The sequence below is a fragment of the Kribbella hippodromi genome (assembly GCF_039531045.1).
Taxonomy (GTDB): Bacteria; Actinomycetota; Actinomycetes; order Propionibacteriales; family Kribbellaceae; genus Kribbella; species Kribbella hippodromi.
The window spans coordinates 16,575-34,838 of sequence record NZ_BAAAPH010000029.1 but is presented as its reverse complement, the minus strand read 5'-3'; the positions used below and the strand labels follow the sequence as shown (position 1 = coordinate 34,838).

The window sequence follows — 18,264 nt, the reverse complement described above, 5'->3', positions numbered from 1 at the left end:
CCCGCAGGTCGGTGAACCAGGCACCTCCCCCCATGGTCCCACCAACCCACGAGAAACAGCCGAACCAACTAGGAGAACTTCGCCACCCACGCGTTGCGATCCGTCCAGCCGCCGATGCAGGTGATGATCTCCAGCTGGCAGCGCGGCTCGGAGTCGAACCCCACACCAAGCGTCGTCAGTCCACAATCCAGCACAGTGCTCTTCGCGTTCTTCATCAGCCGGTTGTAGGCCTGCTGGGCGGTCATCTTGTCTCCGCCGGCTCCGGTCCCGCTGTTCAGGCTCCTTCCTGAGCTGGCGCGGTCGGTGGCTGTCGACCGGGCGCCGGAAGTCAGGTTCGGGTCCTGCTTCAGGCGGGCACACCCGTTGTCCACCCGTGCGTTGTCGATCAGGTCGAACAGTTGCTTCTCGGTGCCGTTCATCTGACCGTCCACCGGCGGGGGCGGGGGTGGGGGTGTTGCGGTCGTGGTCTTCGTCGAGGTCGGCTTCGGCGGGGTGATCGTGCGCCCCGGCGAGGTCGGTCCCGTGGTCGGGTCCGTTGACGTCGGCGCGGTCGTCGGTGCATCCGTCGGCGAGTCGGTCGGCGTACCCGTCGGCACCGTGGTCGGCGACGCCGAGTCGGTCGGCGTACCCGTCGGTGTTCCGGTCGGCGTCACAGTCGGCGTACCGGTAGGCGTCGCGCTCGGCGGCGTACTGACCGGCGCCGTCGGAGTCGCCTTCGCCGCCTTGGTGCTCGGCGTGATGTACGTGTCGTCCGTCCGCGTCACGATCGGCACGGACGCATCCGCGTTGTCGTTCTGCGGCTGATGCAACAAGATCCACGAAACCGGCGTGATCACGACCACCACAGCAGCAAGAGCAACCACCCCCCGCCGCCCCCGCCCAGGCGGCCGCTCCCCCTTCCCACCCCGTCCGCCGCCCCCGCCGCGCCCGGAACCACCACGCCCGCCAGATCCTGCTGCTGCGCTTGGGGTACTGGAACGAACTGTGGTTGAAGCGGTGGAGATGGTTGTAGGAGTGGCGGGGGTGGGGGTGCTGGCTTCTGCGGGTGTGGTGACTGGGGTGGTGGGAGCGTCGCCGAGGGAGGCCCAGTCGTCGGCTACCTGGCGGGAGGACCAGGCGGTGGTGGCTTCGGTCGCCGGCTGGTTGGCTGGCGGCTGGTTTGCCGGTTGGTTTGCCGGTGGGGTGCGGCGGGCCGCGCGGCGGGCGCGGCTCGGCGGCGGGGTTGCCGGCGCCGGCTCAGGATCCACACCGGCGATCGACTGCGCGACCCATGACGGACTCCCGCCCGCCGCCCGCTGCCCCAACCCAGTACCAGACCCCACCGCGGGAATCGGCCCAGCGCCGGCAGCCGAGTCGCCCGCGGAGTACGAACCCACGCCGGGAATCGGACCCGTGCCGGCACCCGGTGCGTCGTCCTCCGGGGCTGTGTAGCTCGGCAGGTCGGTGCGTGGTGCGTACTGCGGTGTGGCTGGGCGGGATTGCGTGCTGCCGGCCCAGAACGGGGACTCGCTGGACGTGCTCGCGTTCTGGGTGTTCGCCCAGAACGGGGAGTCGTCGGTGGAGCGTGGTGCGTAGCGCGGTGGTTCGGGTGGTGCGGGCGGGGTGGATTCCGCGGGCGGGGTGGACCGGTTGCCGGAGCGCGACGAGCGGGTTGCCGCTCGGGTCGCCTTCCGGCGCGGTTTGTACCGGCCGTTGCCGGACTCGGACATTATTTCGTTGTTCCTCTCAAAGTCGCGCCCCCAAGACGTGCCTCATCAGCCGTCTCACCGGTGCCCCCCAGGTACCGGCGACAGGACAAGGACGGATCTACCCGCCACGACCGGCCGTGAATCGGCCGGACATTGTGAGCGTGACACAACGTTTCATCAACACTCGGTGTTTCCGGCACAGTGACAGCCGGAACAACAGTGACAACTGGGACAACCGGCACCGGTCAGCTCCGGCCGAAGTCCTGGACCCAGCTGCCCGGTCCCCAGTCCGGTTTCACCTGGCCGGGGTCGTACCCGACTCCGATCGAGGTGAACCGGCAGTTCAGGATGTTCTTGCGGTGGCCGTCGCTCTTCATCCAGGCCGCGACGACCTTCTGCGCGGAGTCGTACCCGGCGGCGATGTTCTCGCCCCAGCCCGACCCGCGGTACCCGGCGGCCGCCATCCGGTCGCCCGGACCTTCGCCGTCGGGGTTGGTGTGGTCCATGTAGTGCCGCCGGACCATGTCCGACGCGTGCCGCCCGGCCGCCTCGACCAGCGCACTGTCCAGCCGGAGCGGTCCGCAGCCCTGCTGTTCGCGGATCCGGTTCGTGTACTCGAGGACCTGCCGCTCCTGCGCGTTCGTACCGCCACCACTCGGCGGCTGATCGGGCGTATCGCTCGGCGTCGGCTCGGTCGTCTTCGTCTTGGTCGGCGTGTCCCGGGGCGTGCTGCTCGTACTCCGGGTCGGCCGCGGTTTCCAGCCCCCGTTGTCCGTACGCCTCGGCGTCGGCGGCACGGTCACAGTCGTCACGCCAACAGTCGGTGCGGTCGGCCCAGTCGACACAGGCGGTGTCGTGAGCAAGCTGCTCGGGCTGTCCGGCGTACCAGTCGTAGCCGGCGTCGTCGAAGTCGAAGCCGACATCGAGGTCGTCCCCGCTCCGAGCGCCGGCGTACCGATCACGGCGGTCGTCGTCCGCCCGTCCGGCAACGTCTTCGTGATGGTGATCAGCGGCGTACCTTCGCCGGTCGCACCGTCGACGCGGCTGTTCTCGGCGACGTTCATCACCGTCGTGGCGTCGTTGGTGTGCGAGGTGTCGCGCGACATCAGCCAGACGACCGGGCCGATCGCGAGCAGCACCGACAGCGCGCTGACGATCGGGCCGATCAGGCCACGGCTCCGCCGGGCAGCTCGTCTGCTGCCGCGGTGCCGCCGGGGGGTAGGCGAATCCGTCATGGCTGGGCGAATCCTTACGTTCTTCGTCGTACCGTGTGCGCGTCGTTCCCCGTTGGTCCTGCCAGGTCCCCCCTGGCCACTGAACAGCCACCGAACAGCGACCTTAACCGACGCGCGAGGTCATCGTTACAGAGTCGAGAACCCTCTTAACAATCCCTGAAGAAAACGATTGACTGAAGCCGTCCCAGCTGTCGGGACCGTTCGAACCTCAAGCGGTGGAACGGGCGATCACGATGTCCGCGATGACCTTCCAGCCCAGACTTCGGTACAGGCGGAGGCCGTCGATCGACGCGATCAGGATGCCGCGTTTCGCGCCCTTCGCGGCGGCTGCCTCGACCAGTGACGCCATCACCGCACTGCCCAGCCCGCGGCGGCGATGCGCCGGGTCGGTTTCGATCCGGTCCGCGACAGCGTCCTCGCCGACCACCGCCATCCGGCCGCTCGACACCACCCCGCCGTGCAACGTGGCCCGGGTGATGATCAGGTCGTCCTCGAGCTCGGTGTGCAACGCGTACCGCTCGTGCAGTTTCAAGGCCGGCTGTTCGGACAGCTGGATCGTCATCAGCCAGTCCTGATCCTGCTGCACCTCCAGACCGAGATCCTCCAGCTGCTCGATCCGGGCTTCCTTGTCGTCGGTGGCCAGCGTGATCCAGCCGGCGCCGCGGCCGCCGCCGTCGGCGAGGGCCAGCTGCGCCGCTCGTTCCACCCGTTCGGGTTTGTCGTCCGCGTCCAGTACGACGTACTCCGTCGGTCGGCTCTCCTCACCTGCGCGGACGGTCAGAATGCCGTCGTTGTCGTCCTCTACCGTGGTCCAGCCACGCGAGACGGACCACCCGGCCTGCCAACGGCGGACGAGTTCCTCACGATCTCTCACCCGTCGATTCAAGCAGCCCGCTCCCACAACGGCGAGGGGAACCGGTGTCGCATCTCACCAACCCGCCGTAAATTTCCGCCTCCACGCGGTAACCGTTACCCCCGCCGCCCACCACCGCGCAACCCCCAGCCGGCCATTAAACAACCGCGTACTCGGTGCGGAGGAGATCGAAGGCGAGGAGGTTGTTGTAGGTGCCGTCGCGGCGTGGGCTGGCGAGGCGTTCGGTGCCGACGAGGGTGAAGCCGGTGGCCTCGGCGACGTACGCGGAGGCGGTGTTCTCGGCGGCAGCGTGCAGTACCAGGCGACGCCGCCCGAGACCGCCTTCTTCCACCGGGGTGAAGGCGTGCGCGATCACCAGCCGTACCGCCGTTGTCATCACCTTCCGGCCGCGCGCATCGGGGTGTGCCCAGTACCCGATCTCGCCGAAGGTCTTGTCGAACCGGTTGTTCAGGTCGAACACGCTCACGTTGCCGAGCAGTTCGTCGCTGACCGCATCGGCGATCGCCCAGGACACGGCACGTCCACTCGCCAGCCCGTCCGTTTCCCCAGCGATGAACTTTTCGGCGTGGCTCAGCTCGTACGGCGAAGGCATTCCGGTCAGCCAGTACTGCGTCCGCTCGTCACTGCACGCTTCTTGTACGCGCCGCGCGTCCGAGTCCCGCAACGGCCGGAGCCGGATGCCACCGTCCGCCAGCACGGGCACGGTCCACCAGATGCCCTGTGGTTCCAACTCGTCGTCGCGACCAACGGATGCCACCCATTCGTCCGCGCGGACGCCGCGCGCCCGCCCGCCGTCCGGAATCGTCACCAGGTCGCGGAAGCCGAGCTTCCACGCCACCCGGCGACTGGCCCAGTTGCCGACGAACGCGCGCCAGATCACCCGGGTCCAGTCCAGTTCGTCAAACGCGTACTTGACCGCGAGCCGCGCCGCCCGGGTCATCACGCCCTTGCCGCGGACCGCCGGCCCGACCGCGAACCCGATCTCGCCGACACCGCCCTCGCCGTCGTGCAGACCGACCGTGCCTGCGTACGCGCCTTCGTACTCGATCGCCCAGGACCAGCCGGTGTTCTCTCGCCAGCCGTTGGGGACCTGCTCGGTGAGGAAGCCGACCGCGTGCTCGCGCAGGTACGGGACCGGGATGGTGGTCCAGCGCTGCATCACGGGGTCCTGGCAGGTCTCGAACACGCGGTCGATGTCGTCGGCCGAGTGCGCACGCAGGGTCACCACGCCGTCGGTCAGGACGGGGACATCTTCGGGGAATCGCATGCTTCAGGGTGCCGCGCGACCACCCGGCGAGCAACATATTTGAACGCGTTTCACCGCCCGCGGGGCTATTCTGGCTGCTGTGAACGCAGCCGGAGCAGAACCGCCACGTGGCCGCGGTGGCCAGCTGGCCGCCCAGCGCCAGGCCACGATAGTTGCCGAGGTCAACAGCCGGGGTGCGATCACGGTGGCCGAACTGGTCGACCGGTTCGGCGTCTCGGACATGACGATCCGGCGCGATCTGGACGCGCTGGACTCCAGTGGCCTGCTGCACAAGGTGCACGGCGGCGCGACCTCGGTCGGGCTGCGCAGCGCGCACGAGCCGGGCTTCGACGCCAAGCTGACCCAGGAGTCCGCGGCCAAGCAGGCGATCGCCGCCGAGGCCGCGACCCGGGTCCAGCCGGACAGTGCGATCGGCATCGGCGCGGGCACCACCACGTACGCGCTGGCCCGGCAGCTGCTCCGGGTGGAGAATCTGACCGTCGTGACGAACTCGGCGCGGATCGCGGACGTGTTCCACGGCAACGGCCGCTCGGACCGGACCGTCGTCCTGATCGGCGGCATCCGGACGCCGTCGGACGCCCTGGTCGGGCCGATCGCCACGGCCGCGCTGGCGTCGCTGCACCTGGACCTGTTGTTCCTCGGGGCGCATGGTGTCGACGCGGAGCACGGGCTGAGTACGCCGAACCTGATGGAAGCCGAGACGAACCGGTCGTTCATCGCCGCCAGCCGTGAGGTGGTCGTGGTCGCCGACCACACCAAGTGGGGGACCGTCGGCCTGAGTACGTTCGCGACCTGGTCCGACCTGGACGTGATCGTCACCGACAACGGCCTGTCGACGGCCGCCCGCAAAGCAATGCGCGACACCGGATGCGACCTCGTCGTCGCCTCCTGAAGCCCGGCCGCCCTTGTTGGGTGCCCGAACGGTCAGCTGACGCGGGAAGCGCCGGCTGACGGGGTCGCGGCGAGCGAGCTCGGCGCGCTGAAACCGTGCTCGGCAAAGGCCTTCTCGATCGCGGCCAGTACGGCTTCCGCCGCCGAAGCCTCGGTCAGCGCGATGATGCAGCCGCCGAACCCGCCGCCGGTCATCCGCGCACCGAGCGCGCCGGCCGCGAGCGCGGTGTCGACCGCGACATCCAGCTCCGGCACGGTGATCTCGAAGTCGTCGCGCAACGAGGCATGCGAGGCGGTGAACAGCGGCCCGACCTCGCGCAGCTTGCCGGCCCGCATCAATGCGACCGCGTCCTCGACCCGGCGGATCTCGGTCACCACATGGCGTACGCGCTTTCGTACGACGTCATCAGTCAGCCGGGCAAGGGCATCGTCCAGTTCTTCGTACGCGATCGACCGCAACGCCGGTACGCCGAGCTCCGCCGCTGCCTGCTCACAGCTCTTCCGGCGTGCGGCGTACTCACCGTCGACATGCCGATGCGGTGCCTTCACATCAACCACCAGCAGCGCGAGACCATCGGCGGGCGGGTCGAACGGGATCTGATCGGTCGCCATCGCGCGAATGTCGAAGTACAGCGCGTGACCCGCGGTGCAGCACATCGAGGCCATCTGATCCATCAGTCCGACCGGCGCACCGGTGTACTGGTTCTCGGCCCGCTGGGCGAGCCGCGCGACCTCGGCCGGATCGACTTCGAGCTCGCTCAGGCCGAGCAATGCGGACAACGTGGCGCAGAGCAATGCGGCGGACGAGGAGAGTCCGGCGCCGGACGGAAGGTCCGAGTCGAACAGCAGATTCGCCCCGCCGATCGGGTAGCCGGCTTCGCGCAGCACCCACGCGGCCCCGGCCGGGTACGAGGCCCAGTCGCCCACCGAACCAGGCGCCAGCTCGTCGATCCCGAACTCGATCACCCCGGGACGCCCGCCCGACGACACCGCGATCCGGCCGTCGTCGCGCTTGGCCGCGGTGACCAGAATCCGGTTCGGCAAGGCGATCGGCAGTACCAGACCGTCGTTGTAGTCGGTGTGCTCGCCGATCAGGTTGACCCGGCCCGGCGCCCGCCAAGTGCCTTCGGGTGACGTACCGAACAGAGCCTGAAAATCAGACGCAGTGAAGGAGGAGCTCACGAATCGGCCTTCCGCAGGGTTTCGGCCACGTCCTCGGGCCGGGTGTCACTGATGAACGCGCCCATCCCGGACTCGGAGCCGGCCAGGTACTTGATCTTGTCCGCGGCCCGCCGGATCGACAACACCTCCAGGTGCAGGTAGCCGAGCTCACGGTCGACGCGTACGGGCGCCTGGTGCCAGGCGGCGATGTACGGCAGCGGCTCCCCGTACAGGCCGTCGAGCCGGTGCAGGACCTCCAGGTACAACTCGGCGAAGTCGTCGCGTTCGCCGACCGACAATTCGTCGATACTCGCGAGCTGCCGGTGTGGGTACAGATGCACCTCGACCGGCCAGCGCGCGGCTTCGGGTACGAACGCGGTCCAGTTGCCGTTCTCGGCGACGACGCGCGTACCGTCCTTGCGCTCCGCGGCCAGGACGTCCGCGAACAGGTTGCTACCGGCAACTTCCTGGTGCTTGCGCGCCTGGGTCAGCAGGTTCCGCATCCGCGGCGGGACGAACGGGTACGCGTAGATCTGGCCGTGCGGGTGGCTGAGCGTGACGCCGATCTCGCGGCCGCGGTTCTCGAACGGGAACACCAGCTCGACGTCGTCGCGGGCGCTCAGCTCGGCGGTCCGGTCGGCCCAGGTGTCGACGACCAGCCGGGCCTGGCCCTGGGACAGGTCGGTGAAGGAGCGGTTGTGGTCGCTGGTGAAGCAGACCACCTCGGTCCGGCCGGGGCCGGCGAAGGACGGGAACCGGTTCTCGAAGACGGCCACGTTGTAGTCGTGGTCCGGGATCTCGGTCGGGTTGCCGGGTTTGCTCGCGCACAGCGGGCACTGGTCGGCCGGCGGCAGGTAGGTCCGGGTGTTGCGGTGGGTGGCGTACGTGATCACGTCACCGGTCAGCGGGTCGGTCCGCAGCTCGACCTGCGGCTGCGGGGCGGGCAGGCCACGACTGTCCTCGAGCGGTACCCGCTCCGGCGCGTCGGCCGGGTCGTAGTAGATCAGCTCGCGTCCGTCGGACAGGGTGGTACCGGTCCGGCGTACTCCGCGGGGTGTGTTCATCGTTTGACCCTCCCGGCCGTTCGACGTGTCCGGCCAGGAATCAGCATAAACCAACAAAGTCGAACAGGCGCGGTGCCGGTAGGATTGGGAAATGGACGACGATTACGCCCAACGCCCGCCCTCTCGTGGTCTGACGAGAGGGCGCTAGGACAACCCACCCATGAACGGCACCCTGTCTAACATCCTGCTGATTCTGGTCTTCGTACTGATCGGCGGCGTTTTCGCCGCCGCCGAGATGGCCCTGGTGTCACTCCGGGAGAGCCAGCTCAAGTCCCTGTCGCACCGCGGCAAACGCGGCGAGATCGTCGCCAAAGTGGCCGCCAATCCGAACCGGTTCCTCTCCGCCGTGCAGATCGGCGTGACGCTGATGGGGTTCCTGTCCGCCGCCTTCGGTGGCGCGACCCTGGCCGACGCACTCGCGCCGCACCTGCGCTCCCTGGGCCTGCCGGCCTCGGTGGCGAACACGGTCGCGCTGGTGCTGATCACCATCTGCATCTCCTACGTCTCGATCGTGGTCGGCGAGCTGGCCGCCAAACGGCTCGCGCTGCAGCGGGCCGAGGGGTTCGCGCTCGCCCTCGGCCCGATGGTGGACAAGATCGCCTCCGGCGCCCGGCCGGTGATCTGGCTGCTGTCGAAGTCGACCGACCTGGTCGTCCGCGCGCTCGGTGGTGACCCGAACGCGAACCGTGAGGTGATGACCGACGAGGAGCTCCGGGACCTGGTCTCCGGGCACGAGTCGCTCGGCGAGGAGGAGCGGAAGATCGTCGACGACGTCTTCGAGGCCGGCAGCCGGCAGCTCCGCGAGGTGATGCTGCCGCGGACCGAGGTGGACTTCGTCGACGCCGAGATGCCGGCCTACAAGGCGGTCAAGTTCGCCGCCGAGCGGCCGCACTCGCGGTACCCGGTGATGCACGGCTCGGCCGACGACATCGCCGGGTTCGTGCACGTCCGGGACCTGTTCGACCCGGCGGTCGCGACTCGTTCGGTCCGGGTCGGCGACCTGGCCCGCGAGGTGCTGATGCTGCCGGACACCGCGAAGCTGCTGCCGACGCTGACCGAGATGCGCCGCCGGAGTACGCATCTGGCGATCGTCCTGGACGAGTACGGCGGCACCGCCGGCATCGTCACGCTGGAGGATCTGGTCGAGGAGCTGATCGGCGACATCAAGGACGAGTACGACGAGGAGGCCGCCGAAACGACCCGGCTGGGTAGCGGCGACCTGGTCGTGGACGGCCTGCTCAACCTGGACGACTTCGCGGACGCGACCACGATCGAGCTGCCCGACGGTCCGTACGAGACCGTCGGTGGATTCCTCGCCGCCGCGCTCGGGAAGGTCCCGGCCACCGGCGACGAGGTCCCGCTCGGCACGCACACCCTGACCGTCACCGAGATGGACGGCCGCCGGGTCGCGCGGGTCCGGCTGCACCGGGTCACGCCGGCAACGGAGGAGCAACTTCCACCTGAGGCAGCAGCCCCCGCCGGCGACTGAACACGACCAGCCCGCCGACGACGTACCCGAGACCCTGGACGACCAGGACCGGGATGATGCCGACGGCGTCGCCGAGGAAGCCGGCCGTGGTGATCCCCACCAGGACGGCGACACTCTCGGCGGCGCCGATGGCACCGAAGATCCGGCCCCGGGTGCCGTCGGCGGTCAGGTACTGGAACACGGTCATCATCCCGGCCAGGCTGAGCGCGCCGGGCAGGCCGACGATGATCATGAAGACGAACGCCGGCAACGTACTGTCCGACACCAGCGGGTAGAGGAACAGCGCGACGTCGATTAGCCCGAACGCGAACGCGCCGAGCCCCCACAGCGTCGCGGCCGGCCAGCGGGAGCCGATCGCGGCCGCGATCAGTCCGCCGACGATGCCGCCGATCGCCTGGGACGACACGATCAGGCCGTACACCTTGCCGTCGCCGCCGAGGTCGGCGCTGACGAACGGCGCGAACAGCGTGCTCATGATGCCTTCGCCGACCCCGGTGACCAGGGAGAACACGAACAGCAACCGGATCGCCGGCCCGGCCACGCAGAGCCGCAGCCCGTCGGTCCACTCGGTCTTCAGCCGCCGGATCGCGCCGCCTGCGGTCTCCTCGGCTGGTTCGTCGGCCTGATTCGGGGTACGCCGGTGGCGCATCGCCGCGACCAGGGCGACCGCGATCAGGAACGTCACGGCATCGGCGACCGCCAGCATCGTCAGTCCGCCGATGGCAGCGAACAATCCGCCGAGCGCGGCGCCGATCAACCGGGAGAGGTCGCGGATCTGACTGTTCAGCGCGTTCGCGGTGACCAGTTGCTCGGTGTTGACCAGCACCGGTACGAGCGACTGCTCGGCCGGCGTGAAGAACTGCTGCAGACAACTCTGCGCCAGTACGACGCCGTACACGATCCAGATCGTGCTTGCGCCGTGGACCGCGAGAAGGGGAAGTAAGACGACCGCGTTGAGTACGTTCGTGACGATCATCGTGGTGCGCTGGTCCCAGCGATCCACGAAAACCCCGGCCAGCGAACCGAGTACGACCGCGGGCAGGAACGAGGCGAGCAGCAGTCCGCCCGAAGCGAGCGTCGACCCGGTCAGTACGTACACCTGGAACGCGAGGCCGGTACGCAACAGCCAATCGCCGGTCAGCGAGATCAGTCCGGCGCTGAGCATCAGCCGGTAATCACGCTGCCGAACCAGGACGCCCCACAAGTCCTTCATGGCTACTCCTCTTCGGGGGAGATGGTGACGATCTGGGTGAACTGGACGTGCCGGCTGCCCGGCGGGCGGGTGGACTTGTCGTCGATCGGGCGTTCGTCGACCCAGCGCTGCAGCAGTGCGTCGATCTGGGTGACCAGGTCGGCCAGCTCTTCGCTGGTCAGGTAGAAGCCGCTCTGGCCGATGCCGGAGTTGTCCCGCCAGACCGCGTCCTCGGTCGGGCGTTGCTGCTGCCATTGGCTGAGTGAGTCCAGGGCGCGTTCGGCCAGCAATTGCTCGAGGACTTCCGCTGCGGCGGCGCCTTCCGGGGTTGAGCCGGCGTCGCGCCAGGACTGCGAGGTCGAGACCAGCCGCCACGGGCGCTCGCGGTTGTCCTTGCCTGGTGCGGGCTCGACGAAGTCGTATTTCGCCAGCTGGCGCAGGTGGTGTGACGCCAGCGCCTGGCTGATCCCCAGCCGCCGGGCCGCGTCCGCGGCGGTCATCGGTCCTTCACGGCCCAGCAGGGACTGCAGGTCCAGCCGCACCGGGTGCGCCATCGCGCGAATGGCCAGCGGATCGTTCAGCAGCCGGGTGCGACGCGGATCCTTCTCCAAAGACATGCTTGGAATATGCGCCAGACGTCAGCCGATGTCAAGCTGTTGCTTGGAATCGGGCGTGGGGTACCGAACGACGGGTAGTGGTCGGCGGGGATGTCGCTATCGGCTTCGTCCAGCGGATGCTGGGTGCCCCAAACCGGTTTGGGGTGGTTGTGTGCGTGGAGTGGGGCGGGTTGTGCTCCCGGAATGGGCGGCTAGGCGCCCCGAACCGGTTTGGGGGCGTTGGGTGGGGCGTGCGCCGGCGCGAGGGTGGGGCGGGGGAGAGGGCTAGCCGTTCTTGGGTGCGGTTTCGTGGAGCCAGGTGAGGGTGGGCTCGGCGTGGGTGAGGATTGAGACGTGGCTGAGGCCGGGGTGCAGGTCGAGGGTGGCGGTCGGGAGGTTGGCGGCGAGCCACTGGGAGTGCGAGCTGGGGATGATCCGGTCGGCGGTGCCGTGCAGCAGGCGGACCGGGGTGGTGATTGTCGCGGGGTCGCAGCCCCACGGCAGCACGTAGCCGCAGTCGTCGTCGACCAGCCCGTTCGGGCCGCTCGGCATCGCGGGTTCACCGGCGATCGAGCCGAGCCAGCCCCACGGTCCGCCGAACATCGCCACATCCGACTCGGTGAACTCCGGGTCGTACTCGACACCCGACGTCTCGTACCGCAGCTTCTCCTCGCGCCCGGCAGCTGCCGCTTCCAGGGAGGCGACTCCGGACGAGATCATTCCGGCGTACCAGTCGAGGCCGGGTGCGTCGTACGGCGCGACCGCGGCGAGCGTGGCGACCGCGGTGACGCGGGCACCGAGGACCGCGGCGGCGCCGAGCGCGAACGAGCCACCGCCGGAGTACCCCATTAGGGCGCAGCTTGCGATCCCAAGGGTGTCCAGGATGGTGGTCAGGTCGGCCGCGGTGGAGGCGATCGTGCGGCCCGGCGCGGCCGTCGATCCGCCGTACCCGGGCCGGTCGAAGAAGTCGGATCGTAGCCATGTCGTTCTGTGAGCCAAGGAGTTGGTCTTGTGAGTTGTCTTCCTAAGACCGCTTGGCCTCCGACTTGCTTGCCGTCGTCGCCGGGCGCACTGTCGTACCCATGCAGAATCCGGCCGTCGGCCAGCCGGAAATCGATCTCGTCCATACCGCTCAGCCTAAAGTCTCAAAATGTCGAGGACCCCGGATTGCTTCCGACCTCTGCTGCGAAGATCCGCTGTCCGAAAGGAAGTACGACCATGAAGTACCTGCTGCTCATTCACAGCAACCCGGTCACCTGGGGGCACCCGTCGTTCCTGAACACCGAGCGCGGAAAGGCGCTGCCGAAGCAGGCCCGGGCGGCGCTGTCGGCGCAGCTCGACAAGTTGCTCGCCGAGCTCCAGGAGTCCGGTGAGCTGATCAACGCGGTCCCGCTCGACCCGCCGGCGAAGACCCGGGTGGTCCGGGTCCGCGAAGGCGTCCGGGCCACCACCGACGGCCCGTACTCGGAGACCAAGGAGCAACTGGCCGGGGTCTTTCTGATCGACGTGGCCGGACCCGGCCGCGCGGAGGAAATCGCGGCCACCATTCCGGAGGCCGAGTTCTGCGCGGTCGAGGTCCGGCCGGTGTCGGTCTTCGACTGAGCCCAGGCTGGTTCCAGGACCGGGTCCCAGGAGAGGACTGGGTTCTAGGAGAGGACCAGCCGGGAGTGGGTTCGTTCCGTCGCGAGGGCGGGGTCGAGGCGGTCGAGGGCCAGCCAGGTCGCGCCGCTGACCCCGTCCCGGGCGGTCCGGACGTCGCCGTCGAAGTACTGACGGATCAGCTGACCGACCGGTGAGGACTCGCCCGCGACACTGCCGGCCAGCACCATCGGGCCGGTGTCCGACGTTGTCTGCAGCCGCGCGGCGGTTTCCGTGAGCAACTCGGCTGCGCGTTTCACCAGCGCCTGAGCGGTCTCATCCTGAGCTCCGTACGCGGCGATCACGGCCGGGGCCAGTTCGGCGAGCATGACCGGCGGCCGGCTGTTCACCGTACGCACCAGATCGTCGCGCAAGGTTTCGTACCCTTCGCCGCGTGCGATCGCGTCCGCGTCCCGTTCGGTCAGGATCGCGAGGACGACGGATTGCCCGAGCGGCCCGAGCGGCTCGCGGAGATCCAGCGTCTTCAGGACGCTGCGCACCGCCTCGCGGCCGAGCCAGAAGCCGGAACCGTCGTCGCCGAGCAGCCAGCCGTGGCCGCCCGCCATCCGTACCAGCTGGTGGTTCCGCATCAGGCCGGCGTTGCTCCCGGTGCCCGCGATCAGCACGGTGCCGTCCGGTTCCGGCGTACCGGAGGCGAACGCGACCTCCAGATCACCGATGTACTGGGGCGGAACCGTCAGTCCGGCGCCCGTCCACGCCGCCTCGAACTGGGCCTTCACGTCCGGCCGCGCGAGCGCCACGCCGCCGGCCATCCCGACCACTGCCGCCTGCACCATCGCGGGGTCCAGCCCCGTGGTGGCAACGTGAAGCGCCTGACCGAAGTTGGCCGCCGCACTTGCCGGATGACTGGTCGGATTTCCGCCCGCGGCGGCACCGCGACCGATTACGTTGCCCTCGGAGTCCGCGATCACGATTCGGGTGGAGGTGCCACCGAGGTCCCCACCGAGGACCAGCGGACCGGCCGGCGCCTGGACCACTTGGCCGGCGGCGGTGTCGGCAGGGTCCGGCAGAGGGCGTTCTACCGACATACTCAATGCTCCAAACTGCTCAAAAGAGCGTATAAAAAGCACAATAGAACAAGTTACGCAACGGTCCCGATCTGAGGAGATCCCCCGGATGAGCCTTGACTTTAGCTGTCAGGTGAGAAAAGTTCTGTCCAGCAAACCGCAAACCTGCGCACTTGTCGGCATCGAGTCTGCCGAAGTGAACAGATTAATCGAGGGGTGGGGCCGCTGATGGCCAGCAGTATTTCGGGGGATCGCGCGGATGTTTCGGGCGTCAGCGCGCAGGCCTATGTGCAGACCTTGATGCCGGTGCTGTCCGCGGTGACCGCGCAGATCGACGGCCCGATCCAGGACGCGGCCGACCTGATGACCACGTCGCTGCGCGCGAACGGGGTGATCCAGGCCTTCGGGTCCGGGCACTCGGAGGCGCTCGCGATGGAGATCGCCGGCCGGGCCGGTGGCCTGATCGCCAGCAACCGGATCGCGCTGCGCGACCTGGTTCTGCTCGGTGGCGAGCCGCCGGAGCTGCTTCGCAGCGCCGAGCTCGAGCGCGACCCGGCGTACTCGCGGAAGCTGTACGAACTGTCCGCGGCCCAGCCGGGCGACCTGTTCGTGATCGCGTCGAACTCCGGCGTGAACGGCTCCATCGTCGAACTCGCCAGCGTGGTGAAGGAAAAGGGTCACCCGCTGATCGCGATCACCTCGATGCAGCACACCAGCGGGATGGACTCGCGGCACCCGTCCGGCAAGAAGCTGATCGACTTCGCGGACGTCGTCCTCGACAACCACGCGCCGTTCGGCGACTCCGTACTCGACCTGCCGGACGGCGGCGGCAAGGTGTGTGCGGTCTCGTCCATCACCGCGGCCCTGATCGCACAGATGCTGGTCGCGGAGGTCCTGCGCCGGATGACCGAGGCCGGCGAGACCCCGCCGGTCTACCTGTCCGCGAACATCCCCGGCGGCGACGAGCACAACCACGCCCTGGAAGCCCGGTACGAAGGCCGGATCCGGCGTACTGCCTGATGCACTCGCCGCGCGACGGCCGGCAGCACGCCGACCGCCGCGCGGCACCCCCAAGTACTAGCCTGCGGTGGTGCTGAAACGTCGGACCATGCTGCAGGGAGTGCTGGCCGGAGCGGTCCTGAGCGGCTGCTCGTCGGGGCCAGCCACGACAGTTCCGACCGTGTCGCCACAGAACCCGTTCCGGGTCGACGAAGGCGCCGCGGTCGATGTGGTGATCGGTGACGAGTACGGCGGATTCGCGGCCGCGGCGTACCGGAAGAAGTACGCCTCGGCGAGCGTCACGCCGAAGCTGACCGCGCAATTGCCGGAGGAACTGCTGCCCCGGTTCGCCACCGGTACGCCGCCGGATGTGGTGCTGAGCAGCGGTGACGGCGCGCTGGACCTCGGCCGGCTGGTCAAGGACAACCAGCTCAGCGATCTCCGCCGGCTCCTCACCGCGCCGTCCTGGGACGATCCGAACAAGGCGGTCAAGGATCAGCTGCTGCCCCAGTTGCTCGATGCCGGCCGGTACGACGGTACGCAGCGCACGCTCAACTACATCGCCACCGTGTACGGGCTGTGGTACTCCGCGAGCATGTTCCAGCGGAACAACTGGGACGTACCCAAGACCTGGCCGGACTTGCTTGCCCTGGGCACCGATATGAAAGCGGCCGGAATCGGACCGTTCATCTACGCCGGCGCGCATCCGTACTACCTGCTCGAACTGGTGCTCACGCTGGCCGCCAAGTCCGGTGGCGCGGACGTGCTGAAGCGGATCGACAATCTCGAGGCCGGCGCCTGGAAGGACGAGCACGTGACCCGGGCGATCGTCGCGGTCGGTGAGCTCGCCAAGCGCGGGCTGATCGCGCCGGGCAGCGCGAAGTACGACCACCTCGGCTCGCAGAAGCGGTTCCTGGCCGGCAAGGCCGGGATGCTGCCGTGCGGGAACTGGCTGGAGAACGAGATGAAGGGCCAGATCCCGGCCGACTTCGCGCTGACGATGTTCGCCGTACCTGCGCTGGACTCGTCGCCCGCGCTGGTCAGCGGGCTGCACGTGGCCGCGACCGCGCCGTTCCTGGTGCCGGCGAAGGCGAAGAACGCGGCCGGTGGGTTCGAGTACCTGCGGGCGCAGCTGTCCCAGGATGTGGCGGCGCAGGTCAGCTCGGAGTCCAATCAGCTCACGATCGTACGCGGTTCGGCCGACGGGCTGGAGATCGGTTCGGCACTCCGGTCGGCTCGCGACCTGCTGTCGGCGGCCGGTGACCAGATCATCACCTGGTACTTCGACAGCTGGTACCCGGAGTTCGCGACCGCGGCCGCCGCGGCAACCGGTCAGTTTCTGGCCGGCGGACTGCAGCAGTCCGAATGGACCGCGCGAATTCAGGCCGCCGCCGACAAGCTCGAACAGGACAACGCGATCACCAAGTACCGCCGGGACTGAGTACCGCCGGACTGGGTTTCGAGTTAGGTTAGGGCAACCTAACTCGACTCTGTGAGGTCCGCATGCGCCCGCTGGTGTTCCTGGCCGTACTCCTGCTCGCCCTGACCGGGTGTGGAAGCAGTGCCGACGAGGCGCCGCAGACCGCGGCCGGGCAGGGCGGTGGTTTTCCGGTCACGATCAAGAACAAGTACGGCGACACCGTGGTCAAGGCGGCGCCGAAGCGGATCGTGGCGGTCGGCCTGGTCGAGCAGGACGCGATGCTGGCGCTGGGGGTCGTACCGGTGGCGACGACCGAGTGGTTCGGTGAGAAGCCCGGGGCGCTGTTCCCGTGGGCGAAGGCGAAGCTCGGGGACGCCGCGCTGCCACAGGTGCTGAGCGACAAGGACGGGCTGCAGTTCGAGACGATCGCCGCGCTGCGGCCGGATCTGATTGTCGGGCTGTACTCGGGGATCTCGGCGGACGACTACAAGAAGCTGACTGCTATCGCGCCGACGGTCGCCCAGCCGGTCGGCGTACCGGACTATGGCGTGTCGTGGCAGGTGGTGGCGCGTACGGTCGGTCAGGCGGTCGGGAAGGCGCAGCAGGCCGATGAGCTGGTGCGGGGGATCGAGCAGCGGTTCGCGGAGGTGCGGGCGAAGCATCCTGAATTCAAGGGCAAGAGCGCGTTGATCGCTTCGCCGTACGAGGGGTTCTTCGTGTTCGGGTCGCAGGATCCGCGGTCGCGGTTGCTGACGGACTTCGGGTTCACGTTGCCGGCGGGGCTGGACAAGGTGATCGGGGACAAGTTCGGCGGGAATCTCAGCGCCGAGCGGATCACGTTGCTGGATCAGCAGGTGTTGCTGTGGTTCCCGCCGAAGGGCGGCACGGCGAAGCTGAAGGCTGATCCGCTGTACCGGAACCTCAAGGTACGGACCGAAGGGCGGGATGTGTTCGTCGAGGAGAACTACGACGACCCGCTGTACGGGGCGATCAGTTTTGTCTCCGTACTCAGTTTGCCGATCGTGCTCGACAACCTGGTACCGAAGCTCGCCGCGGCGGCGGACGGGAACCCGGCGACGACTGGGTGATGACCCGTCGCGGTGGGGCGGTTGGCGCCGTACGCTCTGAAGTGGAGAGTGAGTGCGATGGCGTGGCTGGTCTCGCTGGGTGTGTTCCTGGTGCTCTGCGTCCTGCTCGGCCTGATCCTCCCGAATCCACCCCCTTCACGGTTGCGCCGTGATCTACAGGGCCGGGTCGGCGGGCCGATCGCGCGGCTGCGTACCCGCCTGCGCCCGCCGCCGGACCCGGTGCCGGATCCGTTCGACACCCTCCGCCTGCAGACCCGGCTGGGGTGTTTGGCCGGCAAGATCCGCACCGTCGAGTCCACGCCGCACATCTACGCCCGCGCCCACCGCCTGATGGCGCTCGAGGCCGCCTACGACGACCTCCTCGACGAGGCCTGCCGCCTGGCCGGCGTCCCCACCACCCCCGCCAAACCCCACTCCGAACAAAAACGCTGGCAAGAAGAACAAGAACTCTCCGCCCGCGGCTGGACCTGGTAACCCCCATAACTGCAGCTCGACAGTACGTATACGACCACTGCCCCGCCAGCGGGCGTGCCTCCCCCGCCTGTTGGGGGCATGCAGTAGGCGCATACGTACTGTCGAGCTGCCGTTCCAACCGGAGCGAGGTGGGCCATAAGGTCGAGGTTATGAAGGCATA

The 18,264-nt window shown here is 68.6% G+C and carries 17 protein-coding genes; 8 read left to right on the top strand and 9 right to left on the bottom strand.

All coding sequences use genetic code 11. The annotated features are described in order from the left end of the window. Positions 1–68: 68 nt before the first annotated feature. Positions 69–419 carry a CAP domain-containing protein gene (locus ABD260_RS32970; RefSeq protein ID WP_344240024.1) on the bottom strand — a complete coding sequence of 117 codons (351 nt, stop codon included), beginning with the start codon at positions 417–419 and terminating at the stop codon, positions 69–71. 43 nt (positions 420–462) lie between these two features. On the opposite strand from ABD260_RS32970, the gene ABD260_RS32965 reads away from it, so the two are divergent. Further along, the gene (locus ABD260_RS32965) at positions 463–804 is read left to right on the top strand and encodes a hypothetical protein (protein ID WP_344240022.1); all 342 of its coding nucleotides are present in this window, start codon (positions 463–465) and stop codon (positions 802–804) included. 1,129 nt (positions 805–1,933) lie between these two features. On the opposite strand, the gene ABD260_RS32960 is transcribed toward ABD260_RS32965, so the two are convergent. The 3 genes from ABD260_RS32960 to ABD260_RS32950 all read right to left on the bottom strand — a co-directional run bounded on the left by ABD260_RS32960 (position 1,934) and on the right by ABD260_RS32950 (position 5,064). Further along, positions 1,934–2,923, bottom strand: coding sequence for a CAP domain-containing protein (locus tag ABD260_RS32960; protein ID WP_344240020.1), 990 nt, complete (start codon positions 2,921–2,923; stop codon positions 1,934–1,936). 208 nt (positions 2,924–3,131) lie between these two features. Further along, positions 3,132–3,797, bottom strand: a complete 666-nt coding sequence (locus ABD260_RS32955; protein ID WP_184836682.1) for a GNAT family N-acetyltransferase — start codon at positions 3,795–3,797, stop codon at positions 3,132–3,134. A 136-nt stretch (positions 3,798–3,933) separates the two neighbouring features. Then, positions 3,934–5,064, bottom strand: a complete 1,131-nt coding sequence (locus ABD260_RS32950) for a GNAT family N-acetyltransferase (protein ID WP_344240017.1) — start codon at positions 5,062–5,064, stop codon at positions 3,934–3,936. Positions 5,065–5,143: 79 nt separating this feature from the next. On the opposite strand from ABD260_RS32950, the gene ABD260_RS32945 reads away from it, so the two are divergent. Continuing rightward, the gene (locus ABD260_RS32945; protein ID WP_344240015.1) at positions 5,144–5,956 is read left to right on the top strand and encodes a DeoR/GlpR family DNA-binding transcription regulator; all 813 of its coding nucleotides are present in this window, start codon (positions 5,144–5,146) and stop codon (positions 5,954–5,956) included. Between the two features lie 32 nt (positions 5,957–5,988). On the opposite strand, the gene galK is transcribed toward ABD260_RS32945, so the two are convergent. Next, entirely contained in the window at positions 5,989–7,137 is a 1,149-nt protein-coding gene (gene galK / locus ABD260_RS32940; RefSeq protein WP_344240013.1) for a galactokinase, read from the bottom strand. Next, positions 7,134–8,180 carry a galactose-1-phosphate uridylyltransferase gene (gene galT, locus ABD260_RS32935; protein ID WP_344240011.1) on the bottom strand — a complete coding sequence of 349 codons (1,047 nt, stop codon included), beginning with the start codon at positions 8,178–8,180 and terminating at the stop codon, positions 7,134–7,136. Before galT ends, galK begins: the two co-directional genes overlap by 4 nt. 160 nt (positions 8,181–8,340) lie before the next feature. Here galT and ABD260_RS32930 point away from each other — a divergent pair, with 160 nt between their 5' ends. Then, complete coding sequence (locus ABD260_RS32930; protein WP_344240009.1) at positions 8,341–9,669, top strand: hemolysin family protein; 1,329 nt, start codon at positions 8,341–8,343, stop codon at positions 9,667–9,669. Here ABD260_RS32930 and ABD260_RS32925 read toward each other — a convergent pair. Together ABD260_RS32925 and ABD260_RS32920 are read right to left on the bottom strand one after the other, a co-directional pair. Then, positions 9,611–10,882 (bottom strand): MFS transporter, encoded by a 1,272-nt coding sequence (locus tag ABD260_RS32925; protein WP_344240007.1) that lies wholly within the window; start codon positions 10,880–10,882, stop codon positions 9,611–9,613. The genes ABD260_RS32930 and ABD260_RS32925 overlap by 59 nt on opposite strands. 2 nt (positions 10,883–10,884) lie before the next feature. Beyond that, a complete protein-coding gene (locus ABD260_RS32920; protein WP_344240005.1) occupies positions 10,885–11,478 on the bottom strand; it encodes an ArsR/SmtB family transcription factor in 594 nt (197 codons plus the stop codon). 1,197 nt (positions 11,479–12,675) lie between these two features. On the opposite strand from ABD260_RS32920, the gene ABD260_RS32910 reads away from it, so the two are divergent. Further along, the gene (locus tag ABD260_RS32910; RefSeq protein WP_344240001.1) at positions 12,676–13,059 is read left to right on the top strand and encodes a YciI family protein; all 384 of its coding nucleotides are present in this window, start codon (positions 12,676–12,678) and stop codon (positions 13,057–13,059) included. A gap of 44 nt (positions 13,060–13,103) precedes the next feature. Here ABD260_RS32910 and ABD260_RS32905 read toward each other — a convergent pair whose 3' ends face one another. Next, positions 13,104–14,144 carry an N-acetylglucosamine kinase gene (locus ABD260_RS32905; protein ID WP_344239999.1) on the bottom strand — a complete coding sequence of 347 codons (1,041 nt, stop codon included), beginning with the start codon at positions 14,142–14,144 and terminating at the stop codon, positions 13,104–13,106. Between the two features lie 207 nt (positions 14,145–14,351). Here ABD260_RS32905 and ABD260_RS32900 point away from each other — a divergent pair, with 207 nt between their 5' ends. From ABD260_RS32900 to ABD260_RS32885, 4 genes are all read left to right on the top strand, one after another. Continuing rightward, the gene (locus ABD260_RS32900) at positions 14,352–15,143 is read left to right on the top strand and encodes a sugar isomerase domain-containing protein (protein WP_344239997.1); all 792 of its coding nucleotides are present in this window, start codon (positions 14,352–14,354) and stop codon (positions 15,141–15,143) included. 70 nt (positions 15,144–15,213) lie between these two features. Continuing rightward, entirely contained in the window at positions 15,214–16,563 is a 1,350-nt protein-coding gene (gene ngcE, locus ABD260_RS32895) for an N-acetylglucosamine/diacetylchitobiose ABC transporter substrate-binding protein (protein WP_344239995.1), read from the top strand. 62 nt (positions 16,564–16,625) lie between these two features. After that, entirely contained in the window at positions 16,626–17,630 is a 1,005-nt protein-coding gene (locus ABD260_RS32890; RefSeq protein ID WP_344239994.1) for an iron-siderophore ABC transporter substrate-binding protein, read from the top strand. A gap of 57 nt (positions 17,631–17,687) precedes the next feature. Then, a complete protein-coding gene (locus ABD260_RS32885) occupies positions 17,688–18,104 on the top strand; it encodes a hypothetical protein (RefSeq protein WP_344239992.1) in 417 nt (138 codons plus the stop codon). Positions 18,105–18,264 lie beyond the last annotated feature (160 nt).

Excerpts from the sequence above, each read along its gene's own strand:
- ABD260_RS32970 (WP_344240024.1), bottom strand. The coding sequence starts at position 419 with ATGAACGGCACCGAGAAGCAACTGTTCGACCTGATCGACAACGCACGG.
- ABD260_RS32960 (WP_344240020.1), bottom strand. The coding sequence starts at position 2,923 with ATGACGGATTCGCCTACCCCCCGGCGGCACCGCGGCAGCAGACGAGCT.
- ABD260_RS32950 (WP_344240017.1), bottom strand. The coding sequence starts at position 5,064 with ATGCGATTCCCCGAAGATGTCCCCGTCCTGACCGACGGCGTGGTGACC.
- galT (WP_344240011.1), bottom strand. The coding sequence starts at position 8,180 with ATGAACACACCCCGCGGAGTACGCCGGACCGGTACCACCCTGTCCGAC.
- ABD260_RS32930 (WP_344240009.1), top strand. The coding sequence starts at position 8,341 with ATGAACGGCACCCTGTCTAACATCCTGCTGATTCTGGTCTTCGTACTG.
- ABD260_RS32925 (WP_344240007.1), bottom strand. The coding sequence starts at position 10,882 with ATGAAGGACTTGTGGGGCGTCCTGGTTCGGCAGCGTGATTACCGGCTG.
- ABD260_RS32920 (WP_344240005.1), bottom strand. The coding sequence starts at position 11,478 with ATGTCTTTGGAGAAGGATCCGCGTCGCACCCGGCTGCTGAACGATCCG.
- ABD260_RS32910 (WP_344240001.1), top strand. The coding sequence starts at position 12,676 with ATGAAGTACCTGCTGCTCATTCACAGCAACCCGGTCACCTGGGGGCAC.
- ABD260_RS32905 (WP_344239999.1), bottom strand. The coding sequence starts at position 14,144 with ATGTCGGTAGAACGCCCTCTGCCGGACCCTGCCGACACCGCCGCCGGC.
- ABD260_RS32900 (WP_344239997.1), top strand. The coding sequence starts at position 14,352 with ATGGCCAGCAGTATTTCGGGGGATCGCGCGGATGTTTCGGGCGTCAGC.
- ABD260_RS32890 (WP_344239994.1), top strand. The coding sequence starts at position 16,626 with ATGCGCCCGCTGGTGTTCCTGGCCGTACTCCTGCTCGCCCTGACCGGG.
- ABD260_RS32885 (WP_344239992.1), top strand. The coding sequence starts at position 17,688 with ATGGCGTGGCTGGTCTCGCTGGGTGTGTTCCTGGTGCTCTGCGTCCTG.